Annotated in this window: 9 protein-coding genes; 4 read left to right on the top strand and 5 right to left on the bottom strand. The window is 67.9% G+C overall.

Going from position 1 to position 12,203, the window contains the following annotated elements; translation table 11 throughout:
- Positions 1-11: 11 nt before the first annotated feature.
- Positions 12-1,073, bottom strand: coding sequence for a LacI family DNA-binding transcriptional regulator (locus tag AC2YHA_RS10825; RefSeq protein ID WP_233785386.1), 1,062 nt, complete (start codon positions 1,071-1,073; stop codon positions 12-14).
- 184 nt (positions 1,074-1,257) lie between these two features.
- Between AC2YHA_RS10825 and xylB the strand changes: the two genes are divergently transcribed.
- Entirely contained in the window at positions 1,258-2,706 is a 1,449-nt protein-coding gene (gene xylB, locus AC2YHA_RS10820; protein ID WP_487401506.1) for a xylulokinase, read from the top strand.
- Entirely contained in the window at positions 2,706-4,016 is a 1,311-nt protein-coding gene (xylA, locus tag AC2YHA_RS10815) for a xylose isomerase (protein WP_487401505.1), read from the top strand. The genes xylB and xylA overlap by 1 nt, the downstream gene beginning before the upstream one ends.
- Before the next feature lie 336 nt (positions 4,017-4,352).
- Here xylA and AC2YHA_RS10810 read toward each other — a convergent pair whose 3' ends face one another.
- Genes AC2YHA_RS10810 through AC2YHA_RS10800 form a run of 3 tightly spaced genes read right to left on the bottom strand, consistent with a single transcriptional unit; the run spans position 4,353 to position 6,675 of the window.
- The gene (locus AC2YHA_RS10810; RefSeq protein ID WP_233785389.1) at positions 4,353-5,060 is read right to left on the bottom strand and encodes an HAD family hydrolase; all 708 of its coding nucleotides are present in this window, start codon (positions 5,058-5,060) and stop codon (positions 4,353-4,355) included.
- On the bottom strand, positions 5,061-6,278 hold the full coding sequence (locus tag AC2YHA_RS10805; protein ID WP_487401504.1) for a toxic anion resistance protein: 1,218 nt from the start codon (positions 6,276-6,278) through the stop codon (positions 5,061-5,063).
- Between the two features lie 58 nt (positions 6,279-6,336).
- Positions 6,337-6,675, bottom strand: a complete 339-nt coding sequence (locus AC2YHA_RS10800; protein WP_487401503.1) for a hypothetical protein — start codon at positions 6,673-6,675, stop codon at positions 6,337-6,339.
- Positions 6,676-6,790: 115 nt separating this feature from the next.
- On the opposite strand from AC2YHA_RS10800, the gene typA reads away from it, so the two are divergent.
- A complete protein-coding gene (gene typA / locus AC2YHA_RS10795; RefSeq protein WP_233785392.1) occupies positions 6,791-8,614 on the top strand; it encodes a translational GTPase TypA in 1,824 nt (607 codons plus the stop codon).
- 80 nt (positions 8,615-8,694) lie between these two features.
- Positions 8,695-9,240 (top strand): hypothetical protein, encoded by a 546-nt coding sequence (locus AC2YHA_RS10790; RefSeq protein WP_487401502.1) that lies wholly within the window; start codon positions 8,695-8,697, stop codon positions 9,238-9,240.
- Between the two features lie 48 nt (positions 9,241-9,288).
- On the opposite strand, the gene AC2YHA_RS10785 is transcribed toward AC2YHA_RS10790, so the two are convergent.
- Positions 9,289-12,156: a TonB-dependent receptor gene (locus AC2YHA_RS10785; RefSeq protein ID WP_487401501.1), complete on the bottom strand. Its 2,868-nt coding sequence runs from the start codon at positions 12,154-12,156 to the stop codon at positions 9,289-9,291.
- Between the last annotated feature and the right edge of the window lie 47 nt (positions 12,157-12,203).

Below are 12,203 nucleotides of genomic sequence, written 5' to 3'. Positions count from 1 at the left end.
CTGTTGAGATCCTATCGCCGGCGCGAACGGCGGCGCGGCGGGGCATCCGACTGGCGGCGAATCAGGGTGAAGTCGAGCAGGCGCTGCTCGGGCTCGTGCTTGCGCTTGCCGTTGCGGAGCTGGCGCGTGAGCATGGCGAGCGCGCTGTGCGCCATCTCGCCGATCGGCTGGCGGATGGTGGTGAGTTCGGGCCAGATCGAGGTGGCGAAGCCGGTGTCGTCGAACCCGACCACACTGAGGTCGCCCGGCACGTCGAGCCGGTCGCCGTGCGCGACCGCGATCACCGCGGCCGCCATGTCGTCATTGCTGGCGAAGATCGCGCTCGGCCGCTCGTCGAGCGCGAGCAGCTCCTCGGCGGCATCTAGGCCGGAGCGGTAGGTGAACTCGCCCTCGACGATCAGCGCGGGATCGGGTTCGATGCCGGCCTCGGCCAAGGCGTCGCGATAGCCGGCGAGTCGCTCCGCGCTCGCCAGCAGGCGGGGGCTGCCTTTGACGAAGCCGATGCGGCGGTGGCCGAGCGCGATCAGGTGCCGCGTCATCGCGCGCGCGGCGGCCTGATCGTCGATGCCGACCGACATGACACCGGGCGCCGGGTGGCCGCTGGCGATGGTGACGAGCGGTACGCCGGCCTCGGCGAAGGCGGCGAGCACCACCGGCGATTCGCACAGCGGCGGGGGCAGGATCGCGCCGTCGACCTCCTTCGCCAGCAGGCGCTGGACCAGGGTTTTCTCGTCGGTCTTGCCCTCATCCTCGCATTGCTCGATGACGAGCTGGACGTCATCGCGGCTGGCGGTGCTGAAGCCGCCGACCAGGAACTCGCTGAGGAAGAAGGCGCTGGGATTGCTGTAGAGCAGGCCGACGCGCAACCGGTCGGCGCCGGCGAGGCTGCGCGCGGCGGGATTGGGCGCATAGCCCAGCGCCTTGATGATATCGTTGACCTTCTGGCGCGTCTCGGCCGAGACGTTGTGCCGGCCGTTGATGACGCGCGACACGGTCATCTGCGAGACGCCGGCGCGCTGGGCGACGTCGAAGATCGTCGGCGACGAGGCGCTGGTGCGGGGGGTTCGGGCCATGGCGCCGTGTTCCATGTCCCGGCGGGGCGCGCAAGGCATTCGTCATATCTCGCCGTTGCGGCGCGCAGGTGAAAGTGATAGCGCTAACGTAAATACCGGGCGCGGACCCGTGCCGGAATTGTCAGGAGAGCGTAAGATGATTCGCCGCCGCGAGGCTTCCTTCCGATCGCCGCGACGCTGACGCATGTTCCTCGGCATCGACATCGGCACCTCGGGGGTGAAGGCGGTCGTGCTCGACGAGCGCGGCGCGATCGCGGGGCAGGGTACCGCGGCGCTCACCGTCCAGCGGCCGCACCCCCTGTGGTCGGAGCAGGACCCGGAGGCGTGGTGGGCCGCGACCACCGCGGCGGTGCAGGCGATCGATCCCGCCGTGCGGCGCGCGGTGCGCGGCGTGGGGCTGGCGGGGCAGATGCACGGCGCGACCCTGCTCGACGCCGACGACCGGCCGCTGCGGCCCGCGATCCTGTGGAACGACGGTCGCAGCTTCGCCGAGTGCGAGGCGCTCGAAGCGCGGGTGCCCGAGCTGCGGCGGATCGCCGGCAACATGGCGATGCCGGGCTTCACCGCGCCCAAGCTGCTGTGGCTCCGGGCGCATGAGCCCGACGTCTTCGCCCGCGTGGCGACCGTGCTGCTGCCCAAGGATTATGTCCGGCTGCGCATGACCGGCGACAAGGCGTCCGACCTTTCCGACAGCGCCGGGACATTGTGGCTCGACGTCGGCGCGCGGCGATGGAGCGAGGCGCTGCTCGCGGCGTGCGGGCTCGACGAAGCGCAGATGCCGGTGTTGCACGAGGGAAGCGAAATCACCGGCCGGCTGCGGCCCGAAGTCGCCGAGCTGTGGGGCATGGGCGCGGTGCCGGTCGCGGCGGGCGGCGGCGACAATGCCGCGGCGGCGGCCGGGGTCGGCGTGGTGAGGGACGGCGACGCGCTGCTGTCGCTCGGCACCTCCGGCGTGATCTTCGTCGCGACGCGCGACTTTCGGCCCAATCCCGATCGGGCGGTCCATGCCTTCTGCCACTGCCTGCCGGGCATGTGGCACCAGATGTCGGTGCATCTCTCGGCCGCGGCGTGCATCGACTGGGTGGCGCGGATCACCGGCGCGGCGGGCCCGGCCGAGCTGTTCGCCCGCGCCGAAGCGGCGGGGCCGGCCAGCGGGCCCGAGATCTTCCTGCCCTATCTCTCCGGCGAGCGCACGCCGCACAACGATGCCGAGGTGCGCGGGGCGTTCCTCAGGCTCGATTACGACAGCGACGGCGGGCGGCTCGCGCAGGCGGTGCTCGAAGGCGTGGCCTTCGCGCTGGCCGACGGTCTTGCCGTGCTGCGCGAGGCGGGAACCGAGCTCGAGCAGCTCGCCGTCGTCGGCGGCGGGGCGCGCTCGGGCTATTGGGGGCGCGTGCTGGCGAGCGCGATGCAGCTGCCGCTGGTCTATCTCCAGGGCGGCGAGGTCGGTCCCGCGCTCGGCGGCGCCCGGCTCGCGCAGCTCGCCGTCGATGGCGGCGATCCGGCCGAGGTCTGCGTGCCGCCGCCGGTCGCGCGTACCATCGATCCCGAACCCGACCTCATCGACGCGCTGGCGGAGAAGCACGCCGCCTTCCGCGCCGCCTATCCCCGCATCACACCAAGGAGCGCCTGATGGCCACCGACTATTTCGCCGACATCCCCCAGATCCGCTACGAAGGGCCGGAGACCGACAACGAGCTCGCCTATCGCTGGTACGACAAGGACCGGGTGGTGCTCGGCAAGCGGATGGAGGACCACCTTCGCTTCGCGATCTGCTTCTGGCACAGCTTCTGCTGGCCGGGCAGCGACGTGTTCGGCGGCGGCACCTTCAACCGGCCGTGGCACGCCGGCGCCAACGACAGCGCCGCGGCCGCGCAGAAGCGCCAGGTGGCGTTCGACCTGTTCCGCAAGCTCGACGTACCTTTCTACACCTTCCACGACGTCGACGTGATGGCGGAGGCGCACAGCGTCGCCGAGCACGGCCGCTTCTTCGCCGAGGCGGTCGACGATCTCGAGCGGCTGCAGGCGGCGAGCGGCCGCCGGCTGCTGTGGGGCACCGCCAATCTGTTCAGCCACCCCCGCTATGCCGCGGGCGGGGCGACCAATCCCGATCCCGAGGTCTATGCCTGGGCGGCGTTCCAGGTCCGCCACGCGCTGGAGGCGACGCACCGGCTCGGCGGCACCAACTACGTGCTGTGGGGCGGGCGCGAAGGCTATGAGACGCTGCACAACACCGATCTCGGCCGCGAGCTCGACAATCTCGGGCGGTTCCTCAACCTGGTGGTCGAGCACAAGCACAAGATCGGCTTCACCGGCACCATCCTGATCGAACCCAAGCCGCACGAGCCGACCAAGCACCAGTACGACTTCGACACCGCGACCGTGTACGGCTTCCTCAAGCGCTACGGGCTGGAGGACGAGGTCCGCGTCAACATCGAGGCGAACCATGCGACGCTGTCCGGCCACAGCTTCGAGCATGAGCTGGCGATGGCGGGCGCGCTCGGCATCTTCGGCTCGATCGACGCCAATCGCGGCGACCCGCAGAACGGCTGGGACACCGACCAATTCCCCAATTCGGTCGAGGAGATGACGCTGGCGCTGGTCGAGGTGCTGCGCGCGGGCGGGTTCACGACGGGCGGCTTCAACTTCGACGCCAAGGTGCGGCGGCAGTCGGTCGATCCGGTCGACCTGGTCTATGGCCATGTCGGCGGGATCGACGTGGTGGCGAAGGGGCTGCTCAATGCGGCGCGGGTGATCGAGGACGGGCGGGTCGATGCGATCCGGCGCGAGCGGTATGCGGGGTGGGATGGGGAGCTGGGCCGGTTGGTCGGCGAGCGCGACCTCGCCGGTATTGCCGACCTCGCGGTCGAGCGCGATCTGGCCCCGACGCCGCGGTCAGGGCGGCAGGAACGGATCGAGAATCTGATCAACCGGGTGATCTGAGGCGGATTGCGAGATGCGTCACCCCGGCCTTGTGCCGGGGTCCACTGAGCCTCGCGGACTGCGCTCAAACCTCTTGGCCGGTCCTTGCCTCCCGGTGGACCCCGGAACAAGTCCGGGGTGACAGCGAAGAGAGTCGAGGCGTCGGTCATCCTCAAACGTCGATCGGTATTAGCGCGGTCCCCATGATCCAGGGCTCCTGCCTCCGCGGGAGCACGGACAGCTCTATACCAAGGTCATCCCGGGCTTGACCCGGGATCCAGAGCCACGGGGGACGCCGCTCGTGACCCTGGATGCCGGATCAAGTCCGACATGACGAAGAGAAAAAGCTCGGGACGCCTACTTCCCCACGCCCTCGTCGTCGCGGTAGCGGATCTGGAGATAGCGTTCGCGGGTCGAGAGCAGGTCGAGGTCGCCTTGCGCGAGCTGCTGGGTCATCTCGCCGATCTCGGTCTCGATCGTCCTGAGGCCGTCGACGAGCTGCTCGTCGGGTGTGCGGCCGTTGCGCGGGGTGCGGCGCAGCGGTTCGGGCACGCGCTGGTAGCCTTTGACCAATTCGGGGAGCTGCTCGCCGACCAGCTTGCGCACTTCGACCGCGGCGGGGGTGTTCTCGTCGAGCGCCGCGAGCTGGGGCGCCAGCGTCTCCAGCCGCGTGCCGATCGTGTCGATCAGGTTGACGGCGGGAGCCGGAAGCGCCGGCCGCTGCTGCTCCAGCCAGGCCTCGGTCTGCCGGGGCAGCGCCTTGAGCGGGATCTGGCCGAACCGTTCCGGCCGCGGCGCCGGACCAGCGGGGAGCAGCGCGAAGAACAAGGTTGCGGCGATCAGCAGCGCCATCACCGCCAGCGCGCCGAACATGCCGAGCGGCACGATGAACCCGATCGCCACCGCCGCGACGATGATCGCGGCGTCGGCGGCGAGCACACGACCGACGCGGGTCACGATCTCCCGCTCGCGGCGCTTGCGGGCGCGGGTCCCGGCGCCATAGCCGGCGCGGGTGCGGTCGAGCACTTCCTGGCTGCGGAAAACGACGTCGTCGACTTCGGACACTTACACGGCCTCTAGCTTGAACGTCTCCTGCGGCCCTTCCAGCGCGGCCTGGGCCTGGCCTTCGGCGCGAGCGATATAGCCCTTCGACTTCTCGACCTCGTTCGACAGGGTGTTGACCGTCGTCTTCATCGAATCGAGCGCCTTGAGCTTGAACGTGTCGATCGCGTCCATCGTGTCGTAGATGTTCTGGAACGCGCGCTGGAGCGTCTCGACCGGGATGGTCGAGCTCGCCGCCTGCTCGTGGATCGTCGCGGTCTGGCTCTTGAGCAGCTTGCCGGTCGAATCGATGATGTCCGCGGTGGTGGTGTTGAGCGCGGTGATCTGCTCCAGCACCAGCTTCTGGTTGGTCAGCGCCTGCGCCACCGTCACCGCCGTCCGCAGCGCCGAGACGGTGGTGGTCGAGGCGCGGTCGACGCCCTTCACCAGCTCGACGTTGTTTTTCTTGACGAGATCGAGCGCGAGATAGCCCTGCACCGTCACCGCCATCTGCGTCAGCAGGTCCTGGGTGCGCTGGCGGGTGTAGAACAGCGCGGTCTCACGGATCGCCTTGGCCTTGGCCGGGTCGGTATGGTCGAGCTCGGCGGCCTTGTCCTCGAGCTTCTGGTCCATCGTCTTGGAGAGGTGGATCATCTGCTCGAGCCGGCCCATCGCCGCCCATAGGTTCTGCCGCTCGACGTCGATCGCGGCATTGTCCATCAGCAGCTCGTCCTTGCCGGAGGCGAGGCTTTTCAGGATCGAGGCGATGTGGGTCTGCGACGATTTGTAGCTGTCGAAATAGTCGCGCATCTTGTTGCCGAAGGGGATGATCCCGAACAGCTTCTTCGAGGTGAACAGGTCGCCCTTCTTGCCGGGGTCGAGGTCCTCGATCGTGCGGCGGAGCTGGGCGAGGTCGGCGCCGACGCCCGATTCCTGGTCCATCGCGCGGATCGGGCGGTCGAGGAAGCGGTTGGACTGGCCCGCCGCCTCGCGGATCTCCTTCTGGCCCATGCCGGTGATCGCGTCGATGCGCTTGCCGAACTCGGGGGAGTTGACGTCCTGCGCGACCAGGTCGTCGATGAACGCATCGACGCGGCTTTCGAGCTCGGTCCGCTTGGCGTCGTCGACGGGGACGAGGCCGGCCGATTTCTCAGGCGCGACCGCGGGCACGGGCTCGGGTGCGGTGAGGACGAGGTCCTTCTCGGCGGTCTTGGTCTCGGTGGTGGAAGCGGTGGTCGCCATGGCTATCTCCTGCCGATGCTGTCTCAATGGGCGCAAGGGCGCGTGGGTTCAAGGAGGATCAGTTCTTGACGACCTTGCGATGGCTGAAGATCGTGGTGCCGACGGCGAGTTCCTTGGGGCCGCATTTGTCGGGCTCCGGCGCGACCTCGCCCACGCAGAACCGCACGCCGGGAATCACGCCGTCGATCGTAGTGTCGGCGCCGGCCTTGGCGACGCCGCGAACGAGGGTGGTGCCGAGGACGAGGGCATGACACTCGCCGGAGCTCGACTGTTTGCACGCCACCGCCAACCGCCCCGTATCGGAGAGCGTCACCTCGGCCTTCATCTGGTGCACCTGCTCGTCGCCGCAGCCGCCGAGCGCCGCCGCCAACACCAGCCCTCCCCACGCTTTGTTCATGCCGTCTCCTTGGTGCCTTATCTATGTAACACACACGAATGAAATGCCAAGGCTTCCCGCGACGCAGCATTTGCGCTAGGGGCCGCCAACTTTCACGCGAAATCAGAGAATCCCCATGCGCCTCCGTAACGTGGCGATCATCGCCCACGTCGATCACGGCAAGACCACGCTTGTCGACCAGCTGTTCCGCCAGTCCGGCACCTTCCGCGACAACCAGCGCGTCGAGGAACGGGCGATGGACTCGAACGACCTCGAGAAGGAGCGCGGGATCACCATCCTCGCCAAGCCGACCTCGATCGACTGGGAAGGCATCCGCATCAACATCGTCGACACGCCGGGCCACGCCGACTTCGGCGGCGAGGTCGAGCGCATCCTCAGCATGGTCGACGGCGTGGTGCTGCTGGTCGACGCTGCCGAGGGGGCGATGCCGCAGACCAAGTTCGTGACCGGCAAGGCGCTGGCGCTGGGCCTGAAGCCGATCGTGGTGGTCAACAAGATCGACCGCTCCGACGCGCGCGCGCAGGAAGTGCTCGACGAGGTGTTCGACCTGTTCGTCAGCCTGGACGCCAACGACGAGCAGCTGGATTTCCCGGTGATCTTCGCCTCGGGCCGCAACGGCTATGCCGGCGACAATCCCGACATCCGCGAGGGCACGCTGCGCCCGCTGTTCGAGAAGATCGTCAGCCATGTGCCGCCGCCCAGCCTCGACGAGGACGCGCCGTTCACCTTCCTGGTGACTTTGCTCGATCGCGACAATTTCCTCGGCCGCATCCTGACCGGGCGCGTCCAGTCGGGCGTGGTCAAGGTCAACCAGCCGATCCACGCGCTCGACGAGGCGGGCAATGTCATCGAGACCGGCCGTGCGTCGAAGCTGATGAGCTTCCGCGGGCTCGACCGCGTGCCGGTCGAGGAAGCGCGCGCGGGCGACATCATCAGCCTGGCCGGGCTGACCGTGGCGACCGTCGCCAACACCATCGCCGACACCTCGGTGAGCGAAGCGATCCAGGCGCAGCCGATCGATCCGCCGACGCTGTCGATGCGCTTCGCCGTCAACGATTCGCCGATGGCGGGGCGCGAGGGCAGCAAGGTCACCAGCCGCATGATCCGCGACCGCCTGTTCCGTGAGGCGGAGTCGAACGTCGCGATCAAGATCACCGAGGCGGCCGACAAGGACAGCTTCGAGGTCGCCGGGCGTGGCGAGCTCCAGCTGGGCGTCTTGATCGAGACGATGCGCCGCGAGGGCTTCGAGCTCGGCATCAGCCGGCCGCGCGTGCTGTTCCGCGAGGGCGAGAACGGCGGCCGCGAGGAGCCGTACGAGACCGTCGTGATCGACGTCGATGACGAATATTCGGGCACGGTCGTCGACAAGATGAACCAGCGCAAGGCCGAGATGACCGATATGCGCCCGTCGGGCGGCGGCAAGACGCGCATCACCTTCTCGGCGCCGTCGCGCGGGCTGATCGGCTATCACGGCGAGTTCCTGTCGGACACGCGCGGCACCGGCATCATGAACCGGCTGTTCGAGAAGTACGGGCCGTACAAGGGCCCGATCGAGGGCCGCAAGAACGGCGTGCTGATCTCCAACGGCTCGGGCGAGGCCAATGCCTATGCGCTCAACGCGCTCGAGGAGCGCGGCATCCTGATGGTGGCGCCGGGCGATCCGCTCTACGAGGGCATGATCATCGGCGAGAACGCCAAGCCGGACGACCTCGAGGTCAATCCGATGAAGGCGAAGCAGCTCACCAACTTCCGCGCCTCGGGCGGCAAGGACGACGCGATCCGCCTGACCCCGCCCAAGAAGATGACGCTGGAGCAGGCGATCGCCTATATCGACGACGACGAGATGGTCGAGGTGACGCCGAAGTCGATCCGCTTGAGGAAGCGCTTCCTCGATCCGCACGAGCGCAAGCGGCAGAAGCGGGTGAGCGAGGCGGCCTGACCCCGCCGCTTTTCGCTCCTGCTTCCGGCCGATCTATGCTTTGATCAGGCGGTCGTTCATGGAGCGAGGAGGGCGCGGACATGCTGATCGCCGTGCTGCTGGCGCTGGCCGGCGTCCAGGACACCGCCGTCGACCGGCCGGAGACGGCGGGCGACGGTACCCAGCGTTGGTCGATCCTGGTCGATCCATGTGCCTCGGCACGGAACACCACCAGCGACATCGTCGTCTGCGGCAAGCCGGAGGCGGCGACGCCGCGGCTGCCGCTGCCGGCCGAGCGCGGGCCGCCCGACCGGCCGATGCCGAGCAATCCCGATCTCAGCGGCACCGGCGCGCTCGCCGCAGCCGCGCCGCCGTGCGCGGCGGACATGCGGGGATGCACGGTCGGCGTCGACCTGCTCGGCGGCGCCACCTTCCTGGTCCGGGCGGTCGGCAAGCTGATCGATCCCGACAGCTGCTGCGAGGAGCCGGGTGAGGCGACCAATCCGGGCATGCTGATCCGGGACATCGGCGCGGCGGTGAAGCGCGGGTCGGGCAAAGCCCCGGACAAGTCGGCGCGCGTGCCGATCCCGCTGGACGATCCGGTGCCGGCGGAGCCCCGCGGAAACGGAACATCGCCAAGGGAATAAGCGGGCCGGAAGGTCGCCGGGGCAGCCTGCCGCCCCGGCGTCGCTGCGTCAGAACTTGAACTGGGCGCCGAAGTAGAATTGGGCGCCGGTGTGGCTGTAGACGAACGTGCTGTCGCGGTCGGAGTCGATATACTGGCGATAGGGCCGGTCGAAGAGGTTCAGCCCCTCCAGCGTCAATTTGACCTGATCGGTCAACTGGTAGGACACCGACATGTCGAAGATCAGCGACTTGTCGACGCCTTCCAGGTCCTGGAGCGGGTTGTTGGCGGGAAGCGCGATGATGTAGGGGCCGCGGTAGGACCCCGAGATGCGCGCGCTCAGCTTCTTGTCCTCGTAATAGAGCGTTCCGTTGAAGGCATCGCGCGACAGGCCCAGCAGGTCGCGCTTGGTGGTATTGGCCGAACTCGCTGCCAGATAATAGGTGATCGTCGATTGCACATGCGTGTAGTTCAATAGCGCGCCGAAGTTCTTGAGGAACCCGGGCAGGAAGGTGAACGCATGCTGGTAGTTGATCTCGAATCCTTTCAGCGGCCCGCCCGGCGTGTTCCGGGCCTGGTTGACCGTGAACAGGGTGACATTGGGATCGAGGCCGCTGTTGGCGAGCAGGCTCAGCGGCAGCCCCGTCTGCGCAAAGGTCATCTGCAGCGCCTGGTTCTGGATGTAGGAATCGATGTCCTTGCGGAAATAGGCGGCCGACAGCAGCGAGCTGGGCGCGAAATACCATTCGATCGCCGCGTCATAGGTGGTGGCGCGGATCGGATCGAGCGTCGGGTTGCCACTGTTGATGCTGGGCGTGCCGCTGATCACGACGTTGGCGCCGGGGCTGAGGAAGCCTAGCTCCGGCCGGGTCATCACCTTGGCGACGGCGCCGCGGATCAGCAGGTTGCGGCTGAGGTCGGCCACCACGTTGAGCGACGGCAGCCAATCCTCGTAGGAATTATGCGCGGTCACGAACTGTGCCAGCGAGGTGGAATAGCCCGTCGAATCGAGCGAGGTGCGGGCATAGCGCAGGCCCGCGTTGCCGCGGACCGGCACCCCCATGCCGGCCAGATCGAAATCCACCTGGCCATAGGCAGACACGATGTCCTCGCGCACCTTGCGCGTGCCGCCGAGGTTCTGAACGAGGGCGAAATCGCCGGTATAATCGTCGAGCCCATAGCGCTCGGCGAAATCCGAATAGTTGATCGCGACCCAGGAGCTGGGGAACACGCCGTCGCGCATCCCCTTGCCGAAGCCCTTGACCAGATGCGTCATCCCCGCAAGATCCGCCGCGCTGACCGTCGGCACGAGGAAGTTGTTGGGGCGCTGATAGGGCGTGACGCTGAAGTCGAACCGGTCGACGTGGACGCCGCCCTTCACGGTAAAGCCGTCGGCCGCCTTCCAGGTGAAGCTGCCCTCGACCATCCTGTTCTCGTTGTCGACGAATGACGGGGACGCGCGGATTTCGGCGCTGCCGGGGGCGAGCGTGTACTGGCTCGGATCGGTGACGTCGAAGCCGTAGGTGATCGTCGGCTGGTTTCGATCCTCGCGGAAGTCGATGGTCTGGCGGGTGTTGTTGCGGCCGAACAGGAAGGTGGTCTGCTCGGTCTGGTCGAAATTCGTCCGCGCCTTGCCCGCGAGCAGGTTCACGCGCAGTCGATCGGTGACGTCGAACTTTCCGTAGAGGTTATATTGGGTGAAACGGCTGCGGAAACGGTCGTACTGGGTGTCCGAGCGCACGTCGACGCCGTCGAACACGCCATAGTCGATGTCGTAGACCGTCTGGCCGAAATTGACGCCCTGGGTGTTGCTGATGCCGGCCTCGCGCAGCTCCGCCTCGCGGATGGCAGTCTGCGGCTTGCCGAAGTTGGGCGAGGCGATCGCGCGGGCGAAGGAGAAGCCCTCGAGCCAATTCTCCTCGCGGAACACCTTATAGTCCGAATAAAGCACGTCGGCGCCGAACTCGATGCCGGGCTTCGGCTCCCATTGCAGCGATCCGGTGACGCCCAGGCGCTTCTGGTCGTGATGGAACCGTCCGTAGCGCGGGATGCGCGGCAGGAAGACGGTGGAGCGATTCACCAGCGCGTAGTTGGTGTCGTTCGCTGCCGGCCGCGGTACGCCGGTCGCGCAGTCGGTGGCGGTGGTGCCCTGTCCCGGGTTGAGTGCGGGCGATACCGGCGTCACGCCGACCGGCGAACAGAATCCGCCGTCGATCGTCGCCGGATTCCAGCCGCCCGAGCCGAACTGGTCCTCGTAATAGCGGCGGCGGCTGTAGGCGGCCGAGGCCAGCACGCCGATGCGGCCGATGCCGGTCTCCCAGGTCTTGGAGACGAGGCCGGTGAGCTTCGGATCGACGTTCTTGGCGAGGGTGCTGTACCCGCCCTGCGCGCTCACCGCCAAGGTGAAGCCCTTATAGTCGAAGGGCCGCGACGTGTTGAGGTCGACCGTCGCGCCGAGCGAGCCCTCGATCGTCTCCGCGTCCGCGGTCTTGCGGACGACGAGGTTGTTGAACAGCTCCGACGCGAAGACGTTGAAATCGAAGCCGCGCCCGGTGTTGATGCCGCGGTCGGAGGTAGTGGCGCCGGAGATCGCCTGCGCCTCCATGCCGTTGACGCGGACGCGGGTGAAGCTCCCCGACAGGCCGCGGACGGTGATCGCCCGGCCTTCACCGCCGACGCGGTTGATCGAGACGCCGGGCACGCGCTGCAGCGATTCGGCGAGGTTGTTGTCGGGGAAGTCGGCGATGTCCTCCGCTTTGATCATGTCGATCGCGGAGGATTCCGAGCGCTTGGCGTTCAGTGCGCTGCCGATGCTGGAGCGAAAGCCGGTGACGACGATATCGGCGTCGTCCTGTCCGTCCTGGACCGTCTGCGCTGGGGTTTCGGACGGCGCGCTCTGCGCATGGGCGGAACCGCTCGCGAGCCACACGGCGACCATGGAAGCACTACCGACGAGAGCAGCGCGCGCAACCTTCGACCCTGACA

Source organism: Sphingomonas sp. SRI_018 (assembly GCF_057586275.1).
This window is presented reverse-complemented; position numbering and strand designations above follow the sequence as displayed.

What these genes read in the sequence shown, in the direction of transcription:
- typA (WP_233785392.1), top strand. Translation starts at nt 6,791, where the DNA reads ATGCGCCTCCGTAACGTGGCGATCATCGCCCACGTCGATCACGGCAAG.
- AC2YHA_RS10825 (WP_233785386.1), bottom strand. Translation starts at nt 1,073, where the DNA reads ATGGCCCGAACCCCCCGCACCAGCGCCTCGTCGCCGACGATCTTCGAC.
- xylB (WP_487401506.1), top strand. Translation starts at nt 1,258, where the DNA reads ATGTTCCTCGGCATCGACATCGGCACCTCGGGGGTGAAGGCGGTCGTG.
- AC2YHA_RS10805 (WP_487401504.1), bottom strand. Translation starts at nt 6,278, where the DNA reads ATGGCGACCACCGCTTCCACCACCGAGACCAAGACCGCCGAGAAGGAC.
- AC2YHA_RS10785 (WP_487401501.1), bottom strand. Translation starts at nt 12,156, where the DNA reads ATGGTCGCCGTGTGGCTCGCGAGCGGTTCCGCCCATGCGCAGAGCGCG.
- xylA (WP_487401505.1), top strand. Translation starts at nt 2,706, where the DNA reads ATGGCCACCGACTATTTCGCCGACATCCCCCAGATCCGCTACGAAGGG.
- AC2YHA_RS10790 (WP_487401502.1), top strand. Translation starts at nt 8,695, where the DNA reads ATGCTGATCGCCGTGCTGCTGGCGCTGGCCGGCGTCCAGGACACCGCC.
- AC2YHA_RS10800 (WP_487401503.1), bottom strand. Translation starts at nt 6,675, where the DNA reads ATGAACAAAGCGTGGGGAGGGCTGGTGTTGGCGGCGGCGCTCGGCGGC.